Consider the following 26,329-nt stretch of genomic DNA (forward strand, 5'->3'; position numbering starts at 1 on the left):
GATCTAGTATCCGACTTTACTCATATTTCTACTTCGCTATCTCCAGCAGCCATTTTATTGTCTGAACTACCGTGTAGCACCTCAATTAGCTCTTTAATTTGATAAACAGTTGTATTATATCGGTTACTAAGAATAATAATGACGTACTCATCTTTAGGGCTAAACCAAAACATCGTGTTATAGCCTTTCCACCAGCCAGAATGATAAATATATTCAGGCTGATTAAGATCATTAAGCATCATACGGAACCCATACCCGTAATTCTTTGCACCTTTCCGTTCAAAACTACGTGGTACAAACGCTTCGGCCAGACTCTTCTTCTGCAATAGACAGTCGCCATTTAAGGCGCGGTACCACCGAAAAAGATCACCAGTTGTAGAATAAATCCCTTTATCGCCAACAACATCATCGTAATAATCCTTCGGAATACGTCGGTTCCATTGGTAACCCGCCGTTCGATGATAATTTATGGAATCATTCTTGGTCGTAGCAACGAATGTATGATGCATTCCCAGCGGCTCAAAAATATTTTTACGGATATATGTCTCATAGCTCTCTCCAGTCACTTTTTCAATGATCGAGGCCAAGACCATGTAATTCGTATTACTATAGCTGAAGCCGCGCCCCGGGATATTGTATCGCTGAGGAGTAGGTTTTACGGTTGCAAACCAATGCATGATAGTCGCATTGGATGGGTATGGCTTCTCTTTTTTATAGAAATTCACCTTCATACTATCGTCGAAGGCATATTGGTAATTAGGTAAGCCACTTCTGTGGCTTAATAATTCACGAACGGTAATACCGTGATAGGGGAAATCGGGATAGAACTTTTGGATAGTATCTTCAAATTGTAGCTTACCAGCTTCGATCAACTTTAGCGTACCAACTGCCGTAAATGTTTTTGACAATGAGGCCAACTGGAATTTAGAGTCTTCTACCAGCGTATCGCGTTCGCTTCGTTCAAAATGCCCTAAACCGAAACATTTTTTATAGAGAATCAATCCTTTCTGCGCTACCAGCACATTACCATTCAGGCCGCCACGAACTTTTTGGCGAAAGATTTCCTCAATTTTCCGGGATTTCTCTTCAGCATGAATCTGCTGCTGGATGTGTGTTTGTTGTTTGGGAGAGAGTTTTTGCTCGTCGGCACAATTACGCAGGTTTTGCGCCAGTTTTGTTTCGGAGTCTTTACCACACGAAACTCCTACTCCAACTATTATTAAAATACTAAGCCAAACTTTATATACTCGCACCATCCTAACGCACTTATTTCGCATTATTCCACAAACCAATTCTCACAAAAATAGGAATCGTTTTATATCAATAACAGGGTTATTGATATAAATAATACGAAATTTCAAGAATGCTTTTCGTGTTACTGCACGGGGCCAACCACGTACCAGAAAGATTTTCGACAGAAATCACTTGCCACGCCCTTGAGCCATAACCCGGAGTGTCTGCGCAATAATCCACATATCGAATATAAAAGATCGACGTTGTGGGTATAACAAATCATATCGTAAACGCTTTACCATCTCATCAACATTAGCTGCGTATCCGAATTTGACTTGTCCTATAGAAGTAATACCCGGTTTCACTTTTAATAAAGAACGATACTCGGGGGCAATCTCAACAATCTGATCGATAAAGAACTGTCTTTCCGGACGCGGACCAACGACCGACATGTCCCCTCTTAAAACGTTATAAAATTGAGGAAGCTCATCAAGGCGAGTTTGGCGCATAAACCGTCCCCATGGGGTAATACGATTATCAAGTAAGCCGCCAGATAAGGCTGGACCTGCCTTTTCTGCGTCTACGTACATACTACGGAATTTGTATATTTTAAATGGCTTTCCTCCTTGCCCAATACGTTCCTGAGCATAAAACGTTGGCCCCGCTGAAGTAAGTCGCGTTATAGCGGCCACAGCAAGAAATATAGGCATTCCTAGGCCGAGCGCTACTACTGAAAAAAGAATATCAAACGATCGTTTGAATACATTGACCCTAAAGTCGGCTAAAACTTCTGAAGAAAGGTTCAGTACTGGTAAAAAATCATGGTATTCAACAGAGGTACCACGGGCTAAGAACCCTCTGAAGTCTACTAATAATTTTACCTGATAATTGGCAACTTCAGCATGGTCGACAATAGCTTTCAGTTGCTCATTATCCATATACGTCAAACAGCAGTAGACACAGTCGATTCCTTCTCTACCGATATAATTTGATAACTCAGTATATGTACCGGTAAGTATTCCTTTGTTTTCAGCTGTAGACTTATCAAAATAACCATAGAAACGGAATCCCATTTCTGGATGTGTCTCATAAAAACTATGGATTGAAGCCGCAAGTTTGCCGTATCCAACAATTACATAGCGTCGACTATTATATCCACGAGCCCGATATTCCCGAAGAAAAACTAACCCACCAATTCTAAATAGTGCTCCTAAACTTAAGAATAGAGTATATGTGATCAGCAAATGCTCACGAGAATAATAATAGCCTCTAATAGCCACCCAATACATGGAGATGACGGCAATATGAATACCTGTTAGAAAAAGCAGTTTTTTAAGCAAATGGCCCGCTTTGAATAACTGCCGGGGGAACGTATATGGCTTTAGCAGTAAGATCTCTACTAACCAAATTAAGTTAAACAGCAGCCAAAATGACGCATAAGGATGATCTGTAACACCAACAGTCGTTTGAAATTTAAGCAGATACCCTCCGACAAACGCTGCATTAAGACTTAGAAAGTCAATAATTATATGAAGCGGGAAGAAAAGTATAGAGTATCGATGCCTCATATCTATCTAATTTACTGTTTGGAGCATGATCAGCCATTCAGACTGTCCATGAATTCTAAAATAGCGTATCAAGATAAAGATATACACCAATAATATCCAATAATTCGCCAAAATAGGCTGCTAATTTATAACAAAACCGATAAAAATCCCATTAGCCAGAGAGGCAAAAATTATTAAATGGTCTTAAAGCCTCTTTAATCAATTTGCGTTAAATACTTTACGAAGGCTCAAAAAAGTCCCAACGCTATTCTGATAAAGCGTACCGGAGTCGATAGCAATACTTCCTGTAAACTGCAAACCTCCTAGCACAGCTAGAGGTGCCATAATACTAGCATAACCTGAGAATTGCGTACGTGCAGGTAAATAAGGGAAATTATAAGTCCCTAAATTATGACTATAAGATAGCTTTACTTGGTAAGAAACTGCGTTAGTCAATGCTCGTCCATGCAGTGGCAAGTTACCGGATATTCCCGTGTGAAATACATAAACTCGGTTGTTAATGGTAAAGATGCCATAAGGATATTGATCTCTTGGACCAAGAGCCGGGGGGATAAACGGAGTACCGATTGTATGTTGTCGATAGGCCCAACCATCGCGAAATTGTTGATGATTAAAATAATCGTCCTTACCTCGTTTCAGTGGATCATCTATAATAAACTCAGGTCCACCCTGACTAGTCGTATTAAGAAATTCGAACAAAATATCTTTGACAATCGCATTGTCATCATTTTTGCGAATTCGTATGCCGTTTAGCCCATCCGCAATGTTGATTAGATAATACAGTGACCCATCCTCAAAAAGATTTTGTCGATAAATATATAAGGTGTACCTAGCCAGATCAATTTCAGTACCTATATCCACCGAGCCAAGGTGATTACCTATTCGATTCGTCAGGTCGAAATAATTGTATTCTGACGCGTCATCACTCTTCGGATACAATGTTGATACCACATAAAAATAGTTTCGCAGCCCTGTCGGTAGTTCTCCACTACTTTGAACTGTACTAGGAATGTTAGATGGATCAGCAACCCTCCCCCCCCACACGGCTTGATGATTTATTCCAGCGTAAACACGCATAAAGTCCCGTTGACGCCCAAACCGTAAATACAATGATTTCTGATGCAGCATTGTGTTTAGGATATACCCGTTTGCATCGAGATAACCATGCGAAAACGTCCCTTGAACCGCTAGCCAACCTTTAGTGAAGCCAATTGGGGCAAAATTCGGAATCGCAATTTGAATCTTAGGGACTGGCATTGCATTTCCCGACCATGCGTATGAACCGGAAGACAGAGTCGAATCAGCCAGACCAAACTTCTCCCGTCGTCGTCCGACATAGACCTCCCATATTCCTCTCCGGACTTTTACATAGGCTTCGGGCAGTAATACGTTTCGTTCATAGGACAAGCCGTTTTGGGTACCGTTTATTACCATATTAAATCCATAAGCTAGATCAAATTTAGAGTCTCGCCACCGTCCGTTACCGTAACGATTTGTATCATAAGCACTATATAGGCCTGCTCGGAAGGTTGCGACAGGAGACCGATTTGGAACAATACCATATTGATTAGCTCGTAACCAGAAGGGCGTTTCTATTGATGAAGAGAGGTAGGTACCAACCTCTGCGGTATATAGAGTTGGCTTACGAAGAGGCTGTGCTTGCAGATAACAGGAAGTCGCTGTCAGGAGGATTATTATGCGTATAAAACCTGGCTTTGGGTAAATAAGCATTGATTATTGGCTAAAATGAAACGAACTGATTCACAATAATAATGCCTTCACTTGATCTTTAATGCTATAGGAGTCACTTTTCAATATACACACATTGTAAATCGTTATAACTGTTCAGGACAAAACGAATAAAAATAGAGTTGAATAGGTAATAACATCAGAATCAGAATGAATTCATCAGATTTTAAAAGCCGAATAGTTATCAGTAAACTAACAATACAGTTACTACCGAATTCTGAAAACAGGTGCTGCCATTTAATTTAAACCACAGTTCTAAAATAAATTTTTCTGAAACTTTTGTCACATAATGTTTACGTATTACTTATAGATGAAGATAAACAGTTAAAACAAGAAATTATTTTAGTTATATTTTCCACTAATTTAATTAACTATTATACAAAATCCTAAATTTAGAAAATTTTTTAGTATACAAACTTTTCATTTTATTACAAAATCTGATGGCGATCAATGTAAAAGATCCCCAATTTGGGGCTAAAGGTGATGGTACGGTAGATGACTCAGCAGCAATACAGTCAGCGATTACTTACGCTAAGTCCTTGCCTACTCGGGCTACTATCTATTTCCCTCCTGGATATTATTTCATTGGAAGCTCCATTAATTTGACTAACTCGAATGGAATCTGGCTAGTTGGAGATGGAGGCTCTTATTTAAACACAGTCATTGTTGGAAATACAGGCAGTCGCCCCATGTTTGATTTTAGTGGCTCTTCCTACTCAGGTTGTGAGAACTTTACGTTTTTATACTCTAGTGGTAGTTCCGTCTTGACTCCATCTGTAATTGGTGTACAATTTGCCCTTACAAACAATGGTGGTTTAAATTGTGGTATCAAAAAGTGCTATTTTCAGCTTGATGATAATGCATCTGCTAACGGGGGGCTAGGTACTATCGGCCTGATTAATATTCGTAGTGAAGAATTTTTTATCCATGAATGCTTGATAAGAGCAAATACTCCTATTATTCTAAGTTATGCCGCCAATATTGCTGTAACGGGTGTCAATTTTACAGCCTCAAGTGCTTACCAAACGCTCGCTAGCGGAACAGGATCAATGGGAGTGGTTAGCATTAACGGTACATCGTTACAGTGTTTACAGAATCGTCAGCCTGCCATGATTCTAGCAGGTACAAATAGCATAAACTTCCAAGGTTATCTGGCTAGAGTCACAGCCGGTATTGGTACCAACGAAACTGCCGTTTTATGCACTATATCTACTACTAACTTAAAAATTCATGCTACTATAGAATCGTTTTCTCGAATGGTACAAATTGGCGAGAATAGTGGCTTCGAAAACTGTGAATTAGATATTATAGCCTCTAACGCAACAGCTCCAACTACAGAATTAATCAATGTAACTAACAGTATTGTTGTAGGCTTAAGAGCTCGTATAGCTCAACCTATCCCGTCGGAACGTAATCGTTTTGTGATTTATCATTCTCCTTCAGCCGGAGGAACTCAACAAGCATCAGGTTACGTCATGAATAGCGAGATAACTTGTTTTACTACCCCTAATAATCAGTTTATTATATCTCAAAATTTACTCCGTCGCTCAACCAATGTAATATTTAATACGCCAACGCCATTCGAAAAACGTAATGGAAGGATAAAGTTATTAACTAACAATACCATTTTTGCTGGCGTTGTTGGATCTTTATCATCCATTAATATTTTTCGTTTTAAAGAGGCTTTACAGCCAGCTTCGGCAATCAGTAGTGGATTTTATCGTATATTATTCAATGGCATTATTAGAGCAGGAGGATACGGTTCGGGAAAGGCTGCGACGCTGTCTTTTGAGGCCCAAATCGTTACAAATCAATACTATAGCGGCAGTTCGGACCCTATTTCTACTACTGTAGTTGTTTTAGATCAAAACGTTGGTGATCCATCTTATTTAAATATAAATGGCATTCTACTTGGCCTTACGTTTAACAGTGGCGTTGGCAGCGTAACCCTCACTCCTCGCGTTACTGGAAGTGGCATAGGCGAACCTGTATACTATGAAGGCTTCGTAGAACTTCAGAGCGATTTTTTCATAAATGATCCTATTCCATTAGAATAAACCAAATTATTTCCAGAAGGAACGATGCATACTTAATAGTTTGTTAAATCGTTTTGGAAAAATATGGTAAAACCAACCAGTACGATAACCGACGTATTTTGCAATAGTACGCACATACTGAACAGGTAATAGCCAACTAACGCCTAACTTTATCAAATATTTGCTTTCATCTAGTACGTAGCGTAAACCTTCAGACTCAGCTTTTGTAAAGGGATGTAATACCTTTTGCTGTTGACGATGAAACACACCAATATCAAAATATCGCCGAAATTCTTCACCAAGCGAATAATTATGCGAATGATAAACTTGCGCTTCTGCGCAATAAGCCAAGGAATAACCTCTCAAAATAAAGTGAGCAGCTACAGTAACATCTTCGCCTAAAATTGTGTCTTCAGGAAAACCACCTATTTCTTTGAGTAATGGCTTGTGATATGCTGCAAATGAATTAGAGCATGAACACGTTTTAATGCCCATTTTAGAAATCATCGTTTGATCTTTGATCAAACTTTGCGAAGGGTAATTAGCATATCGAGCAAACTGTCCAAATATATCAGTATCAGGATAAGGTAATTGACGTCCATAAGCCATTGCTATTTGATTGCTAGAAGAAAGGCGATCGACTAATCTCTCAAGCGTGTCATCAGTTGCAGGCAATGCATCTTGGGTCATGAATATGACAATATCATATTTTGACATTTCAAGACCTATATTACGTGTTCCACCGTGATTGAAATTTCCTTTATTTATCGAAACAAATGAAATACCAGCTTTATTTAATAACAATCTTGTGTCATCTTTTGATTCCGAATCTAGCACAATTAGCTCATGTGAAAGAGTTTGTCTACTTAATGCTAAAATTAATTTTGGCAAATAACCAGATGCATTGTAAGTAGGAATAACAACTGATACCATTCAATATTAATTAAGATTTGCAGATGATAATAAACTTCTTAAAATAAGTTTTAATGATACATACTTCCAAATTTTCAATAACAACATGATTTAATAAGTTTCAGTTTGACCAAGCGGGTACGCCAGATACCATTTTCAGGAATTGCCCATCGTTACCTTTTGGAATACGTATAATTTTCCCATCGTCATAATACAATAAATCACCTCTTCTAAGATCTGTTACATCTGGTATAACTTGTCCATTAGCTGGACGATTATACAAATTGTCTTTTAAATGGAAATTTGTAAATATGTTTTTATCAATTATATTGTTAGTTGTTCGGTGATCTGGCATATCAATTCCTAAATTTGTCACAGTATCTGAATAGAATGTGTTTCCCATTATTATCGAACTTTGTAAACCACAACCAGGGCCAAATATAGGTGCATTTTTCCAAGCTCCTTTTGACATGGCGACGTTACCAGTTATAGATAATCCATATATAATTCCTCCTCCTGTCAGATACAAAAAAGCCCCCCCAGTATCTTTACCAACATTTCCTGATAATACAACTCCTGATGATGTGGTTTCAAGTAAGGCAAAATTTGGAATGTTATAATACTCATTTCCTATAATAGTTAATCCATAAATTTTTGTTGCACCTACTCCATTAATAATTGTCGCTGTCTTGATTGTTGTACCTACATTATAGAACCTGTTATTGGCGATTACAATCCCTAATGTATTTTCTAACTTAATATGATTAAGACTGACATTAAAAAAAGTATTATTACTGATTGTACAATTTTGTACCTGTCCACTATCGACTGATCCTAATCGAACTGCATGCATAGGACATACGTCAAAAGTACACCCTGAAATCTGGATATCATCGCCTTGAGTAAGCCAGATAGCATAAGTTTCTGGAGTCTGAAACCAGCAATTTCGTATATATATGCTGTTACTTTGAATACGTGCACCAGCCACTGTTTTGATCTGTGCAACATCCTTAGCCGAGGTGGGTGAACCAGACCTGAAGCAAATATTCTCAATAACAGTACTATTACTTTGACCATCAACATCGGGACCCAATAATAGCATTGCGCTTCCAGGGCTTTTCTGTAAAAAGAAACTTCCTGCGTAAGTCCCCCCTCCTTGACCAACGATTCGAATTGAGCCATTGACTTTTACAGTAGAAATTCTGAAAGTCCCCACTGGTACTAACAATGTGCCAGCAGCCCCTGTTTTAGCATAAACAGGTAACATGTTAACTGCAGGAGCAGCGGAAAGTGCGTCATCGATTGCGTTCTGGACCGCTCGTGTGTCGTCCGTATTACCGTCACCCTTAGCCCCGTACCAAGCAAGTTCAATCAGCCCTCCATGGATAATCCTTTTATATCTAAGCCCCGACGCAGTAACTATTACTCTACCAGTATTATCGAGAGAAACCTTATCTTTAATGTCCAAAAGAAACGTACCAGCTAAATTCTTATCGGTAATATTGATCACTCCAGGGGCATTAACTAAACTATTCTTGGAAGCCCTGAGAGAAGCCAAGTTCTGAAATGCTGTGCGAGTATTTATTTTACTTGCAAGTTGGCTCATACCTATGACCTGTGACGAATCTATTTTAATTTTAACTTCAGGACCTGTTACCTGTGTTTCATACAAAAAGCCGTCTGGTTTTCGCAAAACATTAACTGTTTTTTGTTCTTTTTGAGTGCGCAGGTTACCTGTGGACTGTGCGCTAACTTTTGCACTAGCTAAAAAGATAAAAGTATATAGTATTAAATATTTCATATTTCAACGTTTTTGTTCAAATTATACGTAATCAAAAAATTTGTTTAATACAATTATGATCCACGAACTGATACGTCTTTTGATTTTCTGAAAATAGTTTCTGTATCAATAATAATCGTTAGTTTCCTTATCGGGTAGATGAACAAGTAGTATATAAATAAACAGGCGCATAGAATTAACACAAAAAATTCGATATCTAAGGGAATTTGAAATGTCAAAAGTCCCAGAACAAAAGATAAAGGTTGACTCTTTATGTACTTCCTAGAAAATTTATTTCCCCTCAAAAAGGCAGTAAAAAAAGTTATTAATAGTGTATATGGTATGACAAAAATCCTCCCAAACATAATTACTTGAAGTGGTAATATGAAATTAGGTCCAACGGAAATAGGGGATATTCTACCCTTTTCTAGTTCATAAAGTTGCCAACCCATAGACTGAGTTTCAACGTCAATAAAACGCTTTATAAATATTCCGAAAGTAGCCTTGCTATATTCACTGGGACCAAGTTTTATATGTTCAGAAGCATTATTACTTAAATACATTTCTAATCCATCTCCAGCGGCTAATAATCTGTTAGCCATTCGAGAAACACTATCTTCAATTCGCTCTTCTGTGTTGTAAAAAGACGTAACTAACACGCTATTCAATATGGCGAGAGCGAGAAAAACGCCACCATAGACATTTATATATCTGATTGATTTTTTCTGAAAAATAGGATAAAAATAAAAGATATAGTACCCATACGCGGCTGCTAGGCCTAACAGTGAGGATCTTCCACCTGCAATTATATCCAGTATACTATTGAAAATTAGTATGAGTATTAAAGGATAACGCCAGTTCTTTTTAGCCTTTAATAATACAAATAGGTAATATATAAAGAAGGGCCTAGCACCTAACTCAAGAATGTACTGAAATAAGCTACGCCCTTCCCACTGCTTAAACCTGTACAGAAACCAACTTTCTATCGATGGATTCGTCAATGCATAAGTTATAAACTCATATCGACTTGCTAAGTTTAAAATACAACATATTGCAAATAATAAAACATTTTTTTTATTATAAATTCCATCATTCAATGATTTAATATCGCGACTAGAATTATCTAAAAAATAGCGAAGACCAGCAATATATATCACATATGCTAAAACAAAAACAAAACCATCTGTCGTTACTCCCTTTTCAAAAAAGTAACCTATTAACAAAGATAAACCACTTGCGCACCAAAGCACATTAGATAATAGCGGATCTATAACTGACGTAATCTTACTTCTTAGACAAAAATATATCAGAGTTACGAATACCATTAAAGCTATTAACATTATTGTAACGTCATATTTTTCATAATAAAATGTTGTTGATTGCATAAATAGATATGTTAAAAACTATAGTTTATTCTCAAAATCTAGCAAGTCAATTAACTAGCTATATCTGTGCGAATTCTTTTTAATAAATCTATAAAGAGTCATAACGATAAATTTAGTGCCTAGTAGCAAACGAGATGATAACTCCAAGTATCCTTTTAAATATTTCTGTCTAATAATATTAGTTTCTTTGTAAGATAATTTAGGATTACGGCTACGACCGTCTTTTGAACATGTGGCCACTGTTACATTAATTCTTTGATACTTAGATTTATTAAGATATATGATTAAATTAAGTTCGTAGTCAGAAATAATCCTCATTTTAATATCGTAAGCAAAATTGTCAAATAATGAACGATTATAGAAAGCTGCTTGGTGATGTATAGTATTCTGAATATAAGTGATAAAACTATAGTGAGATTTAAAAAAACCTCCATTGGTATACTTTATATCTCCATAAACTAAAGCGCATTTACTATCGATTAGAATAGGTTGAATCCTATTTATTACGTCTGGATTCAGTACATCATCTGCTCCTAAAAAATATATCCATTTACCATTCGAATTTTTCACCCCTTTATTCATCGCATCATAAATTCCATTATCAGGTTCGCTTACCCAGAAATCTATCTCATTTTCATAATCTTTAATTACATCGACTGTACCATCAGTTGAGCCGCCGTCAATAATTACTAACTCGAAACTGCCTACTTGATCTATAACGCTTTGTATTGCCTGCGTAATAGTTGACTTAGCATTATAAACAACGATTATTATGCTAACTGTTATATTATTTTTAGAATTATTGCTAAATGCTTGCATCAAAATTTCTAGGTATCTTATACTCGCTATAAATTCTCATTTAATTCTCATTATCAGGTAAATAAAGTCAGCATATTTTTTAAAAAGCCAACTATTTGTTTAATTGCACAAAAGAGTATTTTGTTTTTACAGAATTTATAAATAATTTTCAAATCTAATAAGTATACACTCATAAGAAGCAATTGATAAAACGAGCATTAAAATACAATATACATGCAAAGTATCTCGCCAAAGGTTTCAATAATAACTGCGGTATATAACGCCGAAAAATATATAAATGGATGTATAACAAGTGTGTTAGGACAAAATTACGAAAATTTTGAATACATAATCATTGATGGTGGCTCAACTGATAATACAATTTCAATAATTGAACAATACAAAGATAAACTTTCCTATTGGATCAGTGAGCCTGATCGAGGCATTTATGATGCATGGAACAAAGGCTTAGCTGCTTCAAAGGGCGAGTGGATTGCTTTCCTCGGTTCTGATGACCTTCTATACCCAGACGCTATCCAGACATACGTAAACCATATTATACAACATCCTAAACAACATGAATTAGAGTTCGTTTCTTCTCGCATTGAATTAGTGAAACAAGACTTAACTTCAATTCGAATTGTAGGAGAAGCTTGGGATTGGGAACGATTTAAGTATAAAATGATTACTTGGCATGTTGGATGTTTTCATGCCAAGCATCTTTTTACAAAGTATGGGTATTTTGATCCGGCTTATAAAGTATCTGGCGACTATGAGTTACTTTTACGTCCTACAGACAAATTGGTTGCTTCCTTTGTAGATCGAACAACCGTTAAAATGCGAATGGGGGGTGTCAGTGATATTAAACTTATTGAAGCTCATGACGAAACTTTCCGAGCTAAAATAAAGAATGGCGCTATACCAGCTTGGAGAGGAGAACTTCTAAAAATATTGTATCACGTATATCTGACTGTTAAGTTTACTATAAAGCGCTGACTGACAGTTTAGTGAAGCTTATTGTACAAATCTAATGTACTATTAACAGTTTTTTGCCAGGAAAATAGGGAGAGTTGCTCGCGGCCAAGTTGTATTAATTTTGCTCGTAATGCGCTATCTAACAGAATCTTTTCAACCGAAGCTTCCATCGAATCCTTGTTATCAGGATCAAAGTAAAGTGCTGCATCACCAGCCACTTCAGGTAACGAACTAATATTACTTAGGACACAAGGACAATTACACGAAAATGCTTCTAATACTGGGATGCCAAAACCTTCATATAGTGATGGAAATACAAAAGCTATTGCTCCCTTATAGAGACCTTGTAAAATTTTATCATTGACATCCTTGTATTCTATTAAATTGTTTAAATTCCAAGATTTGATGACTTCTATTTCTTTAGGTGAAAATTCACCACCTCCGGCACAAACTAACTTCACCCTATACTTAATCAATATTTGCGCAACTGCGCGCAAAAAGGGTATAAAATTTTTATAACTAGATCGATTACCTACATATAACAAATAAGGAGATGCATTTGGAGCACTATTTTCATTCTTATTCGTAGCATCATGCTGCACAAATGGACTACCTAAATGAATGACTGTTATTTTTTCAGGTAGCACATCAAGCATTTCGATCATATCTAGTTTTGTACTTTCTGATATTGCAATTAAATGCGATGCTTTCTGTACTACTTTTTGTTTTTGAGCGAATATCGTTTTATCAGCTGATAGTTCAGCAAATCTATTTGATAGACGCTCGTAGGTCATATCATAAAAAGTTGTGACAAAAGGTTTTTGGCCAATTGAAGAAACTAAAAAATCGTCAAAATAGGTAGCATGATATATATCATAGCTTTTGATCTTATTATCAATACAATTAAATAAAGTATTAGATTTATAATATAGCCTGCGTTTTTTAGAAAAAGGATATGGTATCACAGGAATATTATATTCTTTTAAATGAACATTATTAGACCATAGCAAAGAAAGATGAGCGTTATTATCATCAGTGTTGTTAATCCCTTTAATTAATTCACAAAAGTACCTGGATATTCCGCCATAGTTTTGAAGTGTAAATGTCTGGTGATCAAAAAAGATATTCATTGAACAAAATTAATGCTTTTATAAAGGCAAATGCCCTAAACTTTCTCTTAGACATTTCTGAACATAAACAAAATCCTTTTTTAATAATGACTCTCGTTTACCTATGAATTTATTGTACCAACGACTCCAGCGTGGATCTGTAATTGTTTTAAATAAATTATTACTAATTGATTTTTTGCTAAATAAATGAATGTCGTAGTTATTCCAATTATAATTTAAATTAAATCGATCAGCTAGCGCTTGTAGAGACTTACGGTGATACAAACCAATATGCTGGCCAGTTTCTGGCGTGAAGTACCACCATGACTCTGGAGTAACTTTATCGAAAGGTTGTACTTCTGTGGAAAACAATATAGTGTCACTGAGGGTTAGCATTTTTTCAAGTTCTGTAACAGGATTAATAAGGTGTTCAAATACCTCAAAAGCTGTCAGCAATTCGCCTTTAAAGAAATTTGTATCTGTAATATCAAATAAATCAGCATATAAATTAGGACAGTAAATATCTTGGCGATAATAATCAAACCCTCGGTCACGCAGCATGCGTACTAACATACCATACCCTCCCCCGTAATCTATAAATTGCGCATCTGGATTACACCATTTATTAATGACACTTTGAACTATAGGTAATACAAATTCATTACGATTAATCAGACCAATATCTAATTTAGTAATTGCCGAGTTATATGCTTCGTCTAACCAAAAAGGATTTTCCGTAAAAATAAAATTACAATGGTTACAACGAAAATACTGTATATTATACTTCCCAAGTACTTTCGCAGTGCAATACGCAGAAACTGAAGATTCACAAATTGGGCAGTCCATAGTAATGAGAAGTTTTACGATACTACTGATTCCAAATTCCATTGGCTGTGCCAGATAGCAGCTTTTTAGACTGCAAACCTCCAAACAAGGAACAAACCAGCAATGATATCGAAGTGGCTAAAATCACCCCTGTACTACCCATATGTAGGTTTTTACCCAGTAATATAGCTAATGGAATATTAATGAGAGCTGAAAATAAGGAGAAATACAGCTGTAGGCGAATTTTGCTAAGTCCATTAATAACAACCGCTATTATACTATTCCAACAACTCACAATAGTAAACACTCCCATACAAATATTTAGTTCCAATGGTACTGATACTCGGCTACCTATCCAAAACTTATATACTACGCTAGAGAGCAAAATCATTAAAAATATTATTATAACTAATCCAATCCATAACTTTTGCAAGTATTGATATGAACTTCGCATCCATTTTATGTCTGCTTTTACAGCTGCCTCTGTAAAAGCAGACCAATATGGCGTTATTGCAATAGCAAATAGAGTATTAATCGAATTGAAATATCGGAAACAAATATTATATGTTGTTACTTCTGCAGGCCCAAATAATTGATTAATAATTATGTTATCTGTATAGAAAAGTATAATTACTGATATTTGAATAAAGAAAAATTTATACCCTAAAGACAATAAACTTCGTGCTTGTTTAAAATCAGTGAGATCAAATGATGGTCGATAGTCCTTCAATTGATTTCTATAAAGTACAAATCCACTAATTAGCAAAACAAATACGGGACAAAACACAGTCAAAGCTGCTAGATAAATCAGATTCCCTTTACTAAAGAGCGATAACATGTAAGTTCCAACTAACACCAGTAAATTGGCGAGTAAATTTATCAAACTTACTCGACTAGACTCTTGAAGGGCTAATAAAACATAAGTAAGAATATCAAGTACCAATTTAATTGTTATTGCGACAACTGTAATTAAAAGAATAGTTTGAAGTTGCCGTAAATCAATATTTGTATTAAAAATTCTTTGCCAAGGAAGATGAGGAAGAAGTAGTAGAAACAGTAAGATTATAACCAATTGAATAAGCCCAAAAATTAAGTAAGCTGTACTGACATATGCTCTGGCTAATAATGTATCATGCTTAGCAACAGCTTCTGAAAATTTATTACGTAAACCATTACCAATTCCAATGTCTAGAAATGCTAGCATTGTAACAATTGAACTTATAGTTAACCAAGTACCATAAGTATCTTTAGCTAAGTAATCAATTGTTAAAGGAACTAATAATAGCGATATCAGCATCCCACCTCCCTTAATAGCCAATCCTAAAATAGTATTAAGTTGAGCTTTTCGGGTGCGTGGGTGGGCATTTTGAACACGCTTGAGCACATATTCGAGCGATTTAATTTTTATCATAAATTTTTTCGCATTTGTACGCAAGCCTCCACCATCCTTGCCCCTACACTTTCCATTGAAGTACTTGCCCGCCAACCTAATTGTTTTAAAGCTTTACTCGGATTAGCGTAACCTTCAGCAATATCGGTTGGTCGAAAAAACAACGAATCAATGCGGATATAATCTTGCCAATTAAGTTCGACAGTTTCAAATACTATACGAATAAAATCGCTTAACTTACAAGTTCTTCCTGTTGCAATTACATAATCATCAGCCTTCGTCTGTTGAAGCATAAGCCACATTGCTTCAACATAATCGGGCGCCCAGCCCCAATCGCGGGCAATGTCAATATTACCTAATGTCAGAATTTCTTTACTTCCGTTAGCAATTCGGCAAGCGGCAGCCACAATTTTTTGCGTAACAAATCGTTCGGGACGTAATGGAGACTCATGATTGAAAAGTATACCCGTACTAGTATGAAGTTGATACGCTTCTCGATAGTTAGCTACTTGCCAAAATGCTGCTGCTTTAGCAACGCCATAAGGGCTACGCGGTCTAAAAGGTGTGTTTTCATCCGCGGCTAACTTTCCAGTATCACCGAAACATTCACTTGAGCCAGCATTGTAAAACTTAATTGGCAAATTAGTGAATCGAATTGCTTCCAGAAGGTTTAACGTACCAATACTAATGCTTTCCAACGTCTCCACTGGTTGTTCAAATGATAACCCTACAGAACTCTGGCCAGCTAAGTTATATACTTCATCAGGTTTAATCTTCAATAATGTTTGTAATACACTTCTAAAATCGCTAATACTAATCGATACAGTTTGAACAAAGTTTTGTATACCTAGTCTTGCCAAATTGCTAAAAGAAGCCATCTGCGCATCACGAGATCCCCCATATACTTGATAGCCTTTATCAAGTAAAAGTTTAGCTAAATAAGCTCCGTCTTGACCCGAAACACCACAAATTAGAGCTTTTTTCATACCAATCGACGTCCTGAAATCATACGCCGGGCGAAGATTATTATTATTGAAACAATAATGCCAATAACAGCGAAGCCAATCATTATAAAAGTACGCTTTGGGCCACTCTTGTGTAAAGGCACTATCGGTGGGTCGAGCATTTTGAATGTCGGCGTTTCTTCTTCAACTTTTATTTTAGCTTGCTCCAATTGTTTTGCTAAATCATTATATACTGATTGTTCAAGTAAATAATCAGCCTGAAGTCTCTGTTCATCAAGTTTAGCTGTATTCAGATATAAACTTCTATTACGATCTCTGTAATTGGAAAGCGCATATTCTGCATTCTGGTAGCGTAGTTTTACTTCCTGAACTTGTTTTTTTAAAAAATCAACTCGGCTACGAGCCTTATCTGTTCTATAAGCTGTTATATAGTTTGTAAGATAATTTAATGAGAGTTGTGCTACAGTAGCAGCTACTATTGGTTCTAGCTCAGTGGCTTTTATAGATAAAATACCTGTTTTCTTATCATATATGGACGTTACACTGCCTAATACGGCTTTTATTAAACCATCCTGTTCCTTGGTTATTTCAATGGCTAAATTCGCTCTTTTCAACCCAAGTTTATCCTCGATATTATCATCGTTTTGTCTCCTAAAGGGAGCCAATAGATTGTCTAATAAGCCTGGTTCACCTATTTTGTTTATATAATCTTGTAGACTAACTTTCGCATTTAGTTTTTTAGAATATACCGCTTGCTTTAATATGTTTAATGCAAATGGTACACTTTGTAGAACATTAGGATATAAATCGGGACGGATAGATGGCTCATTAGAACTTGACATATCTGATCCTAAACCTAACAAATCAGATGTCAAGCTATTTAGCCCTCCTCCTCCTTTACCTCTAAATTCAGGCATGACATTTACTTGTACTGTATACACATTAGGCAAAGACCAAGCGTATAGTATGCCTATGACAAGTCCGGCAACGCCACCAAGCAGTATTTTCCAGCGATTTATTTTAAAGAAATATACAACTTCGCTCAGTCGAATTTCGATTCCGTCCTGATCAATGTGTTTTACTTTATCTTCATTTATAACTTCCATCTTATCAATACAAAGGGTATTTAATTACGCAATACGTTGGTCAACGCAAACGCTAGCGTGGCAAGTAAAGAAAGTATAGAAATTCTCTCGCCTGTACTCAATTTATTATTATTAAATGGTTTAAATGGAACAATAACTGTTGAGCCCGGCTCCATAATTGGGCGGGTTTTAATAAACAAAAAGCGATGTGTACGGGCTTTACGCCCATTTGGATAAATCACATAGGCTTTACGATCGCGGGCGTCTTCGAGAAATCCACCTGCTTCACTAACGTAATCATCGAAACTATAATTAGATCTATAGCTAACTAATGCCGGGTTTAACACAGCTCCTTGTATAGAAACTATTTCAGGCCGTCGTGGAACAAATATTGTATCATTTGGGCTAAGCAAAAGATTATCCTCAGTATTCGGATTATCCAATATTCGTCTAAGATCTGTACCGATGAGTTGTCCCTGACGCTGAAATTGAGCTGCCGGTAGATAGGCTTCTGGCCTTAAGCCTCCAGCACGCTTAATAACATCGGCAATACGTTCCTGCCGATTGAAGATTGCGTATGAACCCGGTTGCATAACTTCGCCACCTATGTATACTTGACGCTGTGGCTCATAAGTAGGAGACGTTCGGACATAAACTATATCAAAAGGTTGTAGGCGAAAAGGAGAATTTGAACCTACTGTACTTGATTCTACAGGGCTAATTTGTAAATCCCGATCAATAGAAAATCTAAATATTTTTAAAACTGGATCTCCAGTCTTAGCCGAATCCTCCCGAATACGTCTTGCTACTTCAATTAGATTCGGTTTTGCATTTTCACGAAATCCCCCTGCATTAACAATCAAGTCAGCGATACTCATGTTACTAACAAAGGGTATCGCTGCAGGTTTATTAACCGCTCCTTCAACTGTAATAAAATACTCCTCACGCAGATCCCGTATGGAAAGAACTGTCAGTATGTCTTGTTGTATGAGCGGAATATCAGCTATCTCGCCCCGCATTAGTTTTCCTAAATCAAAAGTCAAGTTCTCTTTGTCAAGGTTGGGTAATTCACGAATGATAGTAGCTCGGTTCAGAAAGGCGTCTTTTCGTAATCCTTCAGCCCTGTTTATAAGATGACGAACGGTCTCTGTGCCAGGTTCGAGAGCAAAATCGCCTGGTCGCATAACAGCGCCAGCAATCTGAACTCGATTTTCGTAACGTTCAAGTATTTTACCGACAAAATAAGTATCTCCTGACTGTGGCACGAAATCATCGATCTGTTTTTCTGTGATTGTCCTAATTTGCCGTTCTCGGTCCGTGTTCCGACGCAGTGTAATACTAGCTCGATAAGCATCATCAGCAAAACCGCCAGCAAAACTCAGTAATGTCTTAAGTGTCTCGCCGGGTAATACCTCAAAGATAGCTGGCCTGCGTACCTGACCTGTCATTTCGATATGCGATTGATAATCAGCAACTCGGATCACATCTTGATCCATCAAACGGATATTATCTCGTTGATCAGCCCGCAAGATATAATCATATAAATCGATGGTACGAACAACCCGATTGCCTCGAATGACGTTAATCTTCCGGAATGATCCTGTTGCAGGGTTTGGACCACCTGCTAAATACAAAGCGTTAAAAGCAGAACCAAGTGATGAAATCGTATACGTACCTGGCCTAACAACTTCCCCAACAAGAGTCACACGGATACTTCGAATATTCGTTAGGGTCACATTGGCATACGTACCACTGCCAGGAACACCTAATCCCTGATATCCACTTTTACGTAAGCGATCTATTATACGAGCCTGTGCTTGCTCAATGGTAAGACCGCTCACGTAAATCGGAGGTAGATTAGGAACTTTAACTTCACCTTCCGGTGAAACTTTAAGTTTTAGATTGTCAGAAGAAGCTCCCGAGATGTCAATGCCTATTTCGTCATCCGGTCCTACTATGTAATTACGTGGTGTAGCAATACGTAGATTTGGTTCAAACGTTAGGCTGGCGTTAGCAAATAGAGATGCTCCAAATACGGCTAACCCACCACTTACTTCGCGTCGGGTGGTAGTAGGTAATGAATCTATACTTGTACGTGTTGATACATCGGAGGGCAATGTACGAGCATTGCTGGAAGAGGTAGTAACTTTATCTTTTGCTTGTGCTGTGCCTTGTGATCGAATCTCAGCAATCCGCCGACGCATAGTTGTGATATCGGTTAACGTATATCCCTGCGACATAGCAGCTTGCTCAATCTGGGGTTCGCTTAATCCACGGCTCTGTGCCTGACGATAGAAATCAATTATTTGTTCATCGCTTAACTGATTTGCCCGTGAACCAGCCTGTTGAGCAGTTGTTATACTATTTCCTGTCAGTATAAATAACAGGAGAACAAATACAAATTGATAATTACGGCGGATAAAATGTGACAATTTGTCGTTAAGAAGCATAAACAATGGCTAATGGGCCAAAATTTGAATTGCAAAATTAATAGAAACATTCATAAAATAGCATTTGTCTACTAATGACGTATGCATACTGACCCATATCCTACGTTGAAGTAACACCATAATGCACTAAATTTGCAGGAAAACGGCTAATAGTTATTAGATAAACAGTGTTATATTTTCAATAAACCAGTGCCTATTAACCGACGATTTTTGATTCAAGAAATATGATTAATCTCATAGCTAAACTTTTCGGTACTAAGTCACAACGAGACATTAAGGACCTATTTCCGTATGTCGACAAGGTAAATGCCGAGTTTATCCAATTAAAAGCTCTCTCCAATGACGAGTTACGTCAGATGTCAGATGAGCTCAAAGCGTATATTACGGATGAGTTAAGCGGTATTGACAATCAACTCGCTGAACTTAACGAACATGCTGCCCAAACTGATGTAGATGTTAATGAAAAAGAACAACTCTTCAATCAGATTGATAAACTCGAGGCTGATCGCAATACGGAATTAGAACGTGTTTTATTAGACATTCTGCCTCGTGCTTTTGCTGTTATTAAGGAAACTGCCCGTCGGTTTACTGAAAACGAGGAGTTAATCGTGACAGCTACCGATTTCGATCGCGAAATAGCTTCCCGTAAGAAAAATGTGATAATCAATGGGGAGCAGGCTCATTGGGCTAATCGTTGGGATGCTGCCGGTACGCCGATCAAGTGGGATATGGTTCACTATGATGTTCAAATCATCGGGGGTGTCGTATTGCATCAGGGGAAAATTGCTGAAATGGCTACTGGTGAAGGAAAAACCCTTGTGGCTACGTTTCCGGCATTCCTAAATGGTCTGGCTGGCCGGGGCGTACATATTGTAACGGTTAACGATTACCTCGCCAAACGTGACTCGGAATGGATGGCTCCTCTCTTTGAGTTTCACGGCCTGCGTGTGGACTGTATTGATAAGCATCAGCCAAACTCAGAGCAACGCAAACATGCCTATTTGGCCGATATTACCTATGGCACAAATAACGAATTTGGTTTCGATTACCTGCGCGACAATATGGCTCGCGAAACGGGTGAACTGGTCCAGCGAAAACACCACTACGCAATGGTGGATGAGGTTGACTCGGTATTGATTGATGATGCCCGAACACCATTGATTATTAGCGGTCCGGTTCCTCGTGGTGATGAGCAGGAATACATTGAATTAAAACCTCGTGTGTCTCGCGTTGTTGAAGCGCAGCGTAAGTTGGTCTATGATTTTCTGAACGATGCAAAGAGAAAAATAGCTGCGGGTGATGAAAAAGAAGGGGGTTTGTCATTATTTCGGGCGCACCGTGGCCTGCCAAAGCATAAGCCGTTAATCAAATTTCTGAGTGAAACAGGCAATAAGGCCCTACTCCAGAAAACGGAAGCAATTTATCTGGCCGAAAACCAGAAATTGATGCCCGAAGCGGATGCTCCCCTGTATTTCACCATTGATGAGCGGCATAATAGCATTGATCTGACTGAGAAAGGGATTGACTTTATCACCGGAACGGGTGAAGATCACAATTTCTTCATTCTGCCCGATCTTTCGATTGATCTGAATACTATTGACAAGGACGATGATTTCTCGGAACAGGAGAAAATACTTCACAAAGAAGCGGTTATTCGGGATTATGCGGTTAAAACACAGCGTATCAATACCGTTAACCAGTTATTGAAAGCTTATACTCTGTTCGAGAAAGACACTGAATACGTCATTATGGACGGAAAGGTGAAGATTGTGGATGAACAGACGGGCCGGATTATGGAGGGACGTCGCTGGTCGGATGGATTACACCAGGCCGTTGAAGCGAAGGAAAACGTGAAGGTTGAAGATGCTACGCAAACGTACGCGACCGTTACACTCCAGAATTACTTCCGCATGTATCATAAGCGGGCAGGTATGACCGGTACGGCTGAGACGGAAGCTTCTGAATTCTGGCAGATCTATAAAATGGACGTAGTGGTTATTCCAACGAACCGATCCATCAGCCGTAAGGACGAAGAAGACAAAGTATATCGATCAGTGCGGGAGAAATACAATGCCGTCGTCGAAGAAATTATGGCACTTGTCGAGAAAGGTCGCCCAGTGCTGGTCGGTACTACGTCGGTTGAGAATTCTGAATTGCTGAGTCGATTACTGACATTGCGTAAAATTCAGCACCAGGTTCTGAACGCCAAATATCACCAGCGCGAAGCTGAAATTGTGGCTACCGCAGGCTTACCCGGTAACGTAACAATTGCTACTAACATGGCCGGACGGGGTACAGATATTAAACTGACTCCTGAATCGAGGTCGGCCGGCGGTCTGGCCATCATTGGTACAGAACGGCATGAGTCGCGTCGGGTCGATCGTCAGTTGCGAGGACGTTCGGGTCGTCAGGGGGATCCGGGTACGTCGCAGTTCTTTGTCTCGCTCGAAGATAGCCTGATGCGTTTGTTCGGCTCGGAACGTATTGCTAAAGTGATGGACCGAATGGGACTGGAAGAGGGCGAAGTTATTCAGCATTCGATGATTACTAAATCCATCGAACGGGCGCAGAAGAAGGTGGAAGAAAACAACTTCGGAATCCGGAAACGTCTGCTGGAATATGACGACGTAATGAATTATCAGCGCGAAGCCATTTACAAACGTCGTCGGAATGCCTTGTTCGGAGATCGTTTGCCCTTGGACATTGCCAATACGATGTACGACGTAGTAGAAGAGACCGTTAACAATGCCGAAGGAAACTACGAAGAAATAAAACTTCAACTCCTGACCACACTCGGTTTCTCGCCCGAATTGACAGATGCTGACTTTAATCGACTAAAAAAACCAGACCAAATTCGGCGGCTGTATGATGAAGTCGAAGCCCATTATCAGGACAAGAATCAGGCTATTGCCGAAAAGGCATTGCCTATTCTGACGCAAGTTCTGAATGAGCAGGGGCATCAGATCAAGAACATTGTGGTGCCCTTCTCAGATGGTATGCACGAATTAACGGTTGTTTCGGACCTGCGGAAAGCCGTTGACACCGGTGCTCGTGATATCGTAACCGAGATGGAAAAAGCTGTGACGCTGTCAGTAATCGACCAGGAATGGAAAGAGCATTTGCGCGAAATGGACGACCTGAAGCAGTCCGTGCAAAATGCGGTCTTTGAGCAGAAAGATCCGCTTCTTGTTTATAAATTCGAGTCGGTAGAGTTGTTCAAACGTTTCCTCAGTAAGGTTAATTTTGATACGATCAATTTCCTGACCAAAGCCGATATTCCGGCGCAGGAACCGGAAGAAGTGCAACAGGAAATTCGCCAGGCTCCAGAGCAACGCCGTCCGCAGCCTCAACCAAAGCTGCACACCAATGTAGAAGATTTTGACGATGATCATCTGGCAACTGGTCCTGAGGAATATGCCCGACGGATGGCCGAAAATGACGCAATGGGTGCTGGTGCACCGCCCATGCCTCCTCAACGACAAGCGCCTGTACGTGTAGCCAAGTTAGACCGGAATGCTCGGGTTAATGTACAATACGCTGACGGTTCAGTGAAGCGCGATGTTAAATTCAAAACCGTTGAGAATGATGTTGTTAGCGGCAAAGCTATGCTGATCGAGTAAGAACGTAACGAAAGCTTATATGACGTCCTCCAGACTACTTGTCTGGAGGACGTTTTTTGTTATTAACATCTGCGTTAAAGACACTTTTCCGCAAAGCAAGCCGTTATCAAGTCAGCATGAATACCGCTATTTTTCCGCTGTTTCTGTACGGGCTGTTTTCACTATGGTCCCTGACCGAACCGATCCGGCTGCGTTCTGAATCGTTACCTTTTACGCCGAAAGAATTTTACATCGCTACCGTAACCGACCAACGCTCCGAACGTGGTCCTGTAGCCCGGCTGGCCTTAACGTTGAACCAGGGAACTCAGCCTGTTGATCTGGACCGAGGAGTCGCCAGCAGTTTTCAGCAATTTATTAACCAGGGGATGAAGCAGAATAAATCGCTACGTCCCATTGCCATGCGAGTCCGCCAGTGCCGAATAAGCGAAACGGCCAATGGTAACCGCGTTACTGGTCAATTTACATTTTCGGTTGCTTTTGACTTGCTGGGGAAAGATGACGCTGGCGATGAAACCAGTACTCGACTGACCGAATATAAGGGCAGTGCGAACTATACGCGGCCGCTGAGCCAGACGACGGTTGTTGAATCAACCCTGCGCCAGACGTTAGTTTCTTCGTTACGTAGTTTAAATGACTACATGAACCGCGAAAGCGGCCGTAATGAGAAGCTGGCCAAGAGTTTAAAAATCAATTTTATAGATGATACTAGAATTACAGACGATGATACAGTTCACTACAATCCTGACCGTAAATTAATCTGGGCCGACTTTAAGGCTGAACCACGTCGGGGTAGTCATTACGCGGCTGAAGTATTTACCAGCTTTGCCTACGAAGGCAAGAGTATCGTTAAGGATGGGGTCATTATTCTTAATTTGACTGCCAAAGCCTACATGCTGAAAAACTCATCATGGGGTCGTTCCGACGCTCGCAATGCCTATGCATTGAATCATGAGCAACGCCATTTTGATATCGTAAAGATTGTATCGGAGCGATTCAAGCGGAAAATTCAGGATAATATTCTAACGCTGGAGGACTACAACAGCCAAATGCAATATGAGTTTATTGAGTCATACCGGGACATGAACCGAATGCAGACTCAATACGACGACGAAACGAATCATAGCCTGAATCAGGCCGCTCAGGAACGTTGGAACCAAAAAATTGACGCAGAACTACGTAGTTTTGGGGCGATAAAATAAGCGTCTTTTTTGAAAAAACTCCGCATTCTGCACGTTAGTACGGCTCATCAGCCTCAAGATCCGCGCATTGTCTTTAAGCAATGTCAAACCTTAGCTGGCTCGTACGATGTATTTTGCGCCTTACCGAATGCAGATCCAACTATAGCGTCTGGTATTCACTTTATCCGTTTGCCTTATTACCAACGCGTCATTTGGCGAACGCTGCTTACCTGCCCTCTCGTTTTATTACGTTGTTTATGGCTTCGTCCAGCCCTTGTGCATGTTTATGTACCGGAGTTTTTACCATTCGCCTACGTTTTTCGATGGCTGGGTGCAAAAGTGATTTATGAGGTTCAGGAAAACCTCCATAAAAAAATGCATCTTAAGACGTATAACCGGGGATACGTATCAGAAACGGTTTTTCGTTGGTTTGATCGTCTTGCCCGACGGCATTTTTATTTTATTTTCACAGAACACGGCTACTTAGATACATATATCCGATTGTCTAAGCCTTATGAAGTTATCTACAATTATCCTCTTTTATCACTTTTGGAACCGTTTCGACGGCCATATCAGCCTAATCTAGAGAAACCAGTCTTTTTTTACATCGGTTGGCTTAGTTTTGAGCGGGCATTCGATACACTTGTGGAAAGTTTAGCACGCTTAAAGTCAACCTATCCTACTTTTCAAGTGCATCTGTTTGGCCAACGAACGTTTACTGATGCTGATCTGGACAGGCTTCCTGCTTTTGAGAAAATACGTACTAATCTAATTTTTCATGGCTATAAAGATCAGCGTGAAGCTTTTTCGTATACTGTTCATGCAACGGTAGGATTAGCGTTGTTAAAACCCGTTGGCGACTATCCCGACTCGTACACAACTAAATTATTTGAGTATATGGCATTAAGTTTGCCAGTTGTTACGTCCGATTTTTTGCTTTACAAAGATGTTGTCGAACGTCACAAGTGTGGTTTTTGCGTATCTCCCAATGATCCAGCACAGATTTCTGCCGCCATTGCTTATTTGATTGAACACCCTAACGAGGCTTGTGCTATGGGCCAGCGGGGGCGAATGGCTGTAGAGAAAGAATATAACTGGAGTACAGAAGCGCAGAAATTACTCAATTTTTATACGCATATACTTTATGGGGCAGATTGAGAACTTTGTCTCCTTAAAACTAGATATTACCAACACATTATGGTATTGTTCCAATGTTCAATACCATGTTTTCACGGCAGGATTTAACTTTAACTATTAATTCAGGTTATACC

General features: G+C 38.8%; 18 protein-coding genes. 5 read left to right on the plus strand and 13 right to left on the minus strand.

What is annotated here, in order from left to right; all coding sequences use genetic code 11:
- Positions 1–20 precede the first annotated feature (20 nt).
- From IC230_RS03075 to IC230_RS03085, 3 genes are all read right to left on the minus strand, one after another.
- Positions 21–1,256 carry a serine hydrolase domain-containing protein gene (locus IC230_RS03075; RefSeq protein ID WP_191037485.1) on the minus strand — a complete coding sequence of 412 codons (1,236 nt, stop codon included), beginning with the start codon at positions 1,254–1,256 and terminating at the stop codon, positions 21–23.
- Positions 1,257–1,421: 165 nt separating this feature from the next.
- Positions 1,422–2,801 (minus strand): sugar transferase, encoded by a 1,380-nt coding sequence (locus IC230_RS03080; RefSeq protein WP_191037486.1) that lies wholly within the window; start codon positions 2,799–2,801, stop codon positions 1,422–1,424.
- Positions 2,802–2,999: 198 nt separating this feature from the next.
- Positions 3,000–4,532 carry a capsule assembly Wzi family protein gene (locus IC230_RS03085; protein ID WP_191037487.1) on the minus strand — a complete coding sequence of 511 codons (1,533 nt, stop codon included), beginning with the start codon at positions 4,530–4,532 and terminating at the stop codon, positions 3,000–3,002.
- Positions 4,533–4,990: 458 nt separating this feature from the next.
- Between IC230_RS03085 and IC230_RS03090 the strand changes: the two genes are divergently transcribed.
- On the plus strand, positions 4,991–6,607 hold the full coding sequence (locus tag IC230_RS03090; protein WP_191037488.1) for a glycosyl hydrolase family 28-related protein: 1,617 nt from the start codon (positions 4,991–4,993) through the stop codon (positions 6,605–6,607).
- Positions 6,608–6,613: 6 nt separating this feature from the next.
- On the opposite strand, the gene IC230_RS03095 is transcribed toward IC230_RS03090, so the two are convergent.
- The 4 genes from IC230_RS03095 to IC230_RS03110 form a co-directional block, all read right to left on the minus strand.
- On the minus strand, positions 6,614–7,519 hold the full coding sequence (locus IC230_RS03095) for a glycosyltransferase family 2 protein (protein WP_191037489.1): 906 nt from the start codon (positions 7,517–7,519) through the stop codon (positions 6,614–6,616).
- Positions 7,520–7,619: 100 nt separating this feature from the next.
- The gene (locus tag IC230_RS03100; RefSeq protein WP_191037490.1) at positions 7,620–9,299 is read right to left on the minus strand and encodes a glycosyl hydrolase family 28-related protein; all 1,680 of its coding nucleotides are present in this window, start codon (positions 9,297–9,299) and stop codon (positions 7,620–7,622) included.
- Positions 9,300–9,352: 53 nt separating this feature from the next.
- Positions 9,353–10,663: a hypothetical protein gene (locus IC230_RS03105; RefSeq protein ID WP_191037491.1), complete on the minus strand. Its 1,311-nt coding sequence runs from the start codon at positions 10,661–10,663 to the stop codon at positions 9,353–9,355.
- 54 nt (positions 10,664–10,717) lie between these two features.
- On the minus strand, positions 10,718–11,482 hold the full coding sequence (locus IC230_RS03110) for a glycosyltransferase family 2 protein (RefSeq protein ID WP_191037492.1): 765 nt from the start codon (positions 11,480–11,482) through the stop codon (positions 10,718–10,720).
- Positions 11,483–11,695: 213 nt separating this feature from the next.
- Between IC230_RS03110 and IC230_RS03115 the strand changes: the two genes are divergently transcribed.
- Entirely contained in the window at positions 11,696–12,457 is a 762-nt protein-coding gene (locus IC230_RS03115; protein ID WP_191037493.1) for a glycosyltransferase family 2 protein, read from the plus strand.
- Positions 12,458–12,465: 8 nt separating this feature from the next.
- Here the strand turns inward: IC230_RS03115 and IC230_RS03120 are convergent, their stop codons facing one another.
- Genes IC230_RS03120 through IC230_RS03145 form a run of 6 tightly spaced genes read right to left on the minus strand, consistent with a single transcriptional unit; the run spans position 12,466 to position 20,260 of the window.
- Positions 12,466–13,566: a glycosyltransferase family 4 protein gene (locus IC230_RS03120; RefSeq protein WP_191037494.1), complete on the minus strand. Its 1,101-nt coding sequence runs from the start codon at positions 13,564–13,566 to the stop codon at positions 12,466–12,468.
- 18 nt (positions 13,567–13,584) lie between these two features.
- Positions 13,585–14,433, minus strand: a complete 849-nt coding sequence (locus IC230_RS03125; RefSeq protein WP_191037495.1) for a class I SAM-dependent methyltransferase — start codon at positions 14,431–14,433, stop codon at positions 13,585–13,587.
- On the minus strand, positions 14,414–15,781 hold the full coding sequence (locus IC230_RS03130; RefSeq protein WP_191037496.1) for a lipopolysaccharide biosynthesis protein: 1,368 nt from the start codon (positions 15,779–15,781) through the stop codon (positions 14,414–14,416). Before IC230_RS03130 ends, IC230_RS03125 begins: the two co-directional genes overlap by 20 nt.
- Positions 15,778–16,746, minus strand: a complete 969-nt coding sequence (locus IC230_RS03135; RefSeq protein ID WP_191037497.1) for a GDP-mannose 4,6-dehydratase — start codon at positions 16,744–16,746, stop codon at positions 15,778–15,780. Before IC230_RS03135 ends, IC230_RS03130 begins: the two co-directional genes overlap by 4 nt.
- Positions 16,743–17,831 carry a GNVR domain-containing protein gene (locus tag IC230_RS03140; RefSeq protein WP_191037498.1) on the minus strand — a complete coding sequence of 363 codons (1,089 nt, stop codon included), beginning with the start codon at positions 17,829–17,831 and terminating at the stop codon, positions 16,743–16,745. Before IC230_RS03140 ends, IC230_RS03135 begins: the two co-directional genes overlap by 4 nt.
- Positions 17,832–17,851: 20 nt before the next feature.
- A complete protein-coding gene (locus tag IC230_RS03145; protein ID WP_191037499.1) occupies positions 17,852–20,260 on the minus strand; it encodes an SLBB domain-containing protein in 2,409 nt (802 codons plus the stop codon).
- Between the two features lie 224 nt (positions 20,261–20,484).
- Between IC230_RS03145 and secA the strand changes: the two genes are divergently transcribed.
- The 3 genes from secA to IC230_RS03160 all read left to right on the plus strand — a co-directional run bounded on the left by secA (position 20,485) and on the right by IC230_RS03160 (position 26,216).
- Entirely contained in the window at positions 20,485–23,880 is a 3,396-nt protein-coding gene (gene secA / locus IC230_RS03150) for a preprotein translocase subunit SecA (protein WP_191037500.1), read from the plus strand.
- 116 nt (positions 23,881–23,996) lie between these two features.
- The gene (locus IC230_RS03155) at positions 23,997–25,079 is read left to right on the plus strand and encodes a hypothetical protein (protein WP_191037501.1); all 1,083 of its coding nucleotides are present in this window, start codon (positions 23,997–23,999) and stop codon (positions 25,077–25,079) included.
- Between the two features lie 9 nt (positions 25,080–25,088).
- Positions 25,089–26,216, plus strand: a complete 1,128-nt coding sequence (locus tag IC230_RS03160; RefSeq protein WP_191037502.1) for a glycosyltransferase — start codon at positions 25,089–25,091, stop codon at positions 26,214–26,216.
- The last annotated feature ends 113 nt before the right edge of the window (positions 26,217–26,329 follow it).

Source organism: Spirosoma validum, assembly GCF_014699035.1.
GTDB classification, from domain to species: Bacteria; Bacteroidota; Bacteroidia; order Cytophagales; family Spirosomataceae; genus Spirosoma; species Spirosoma validum.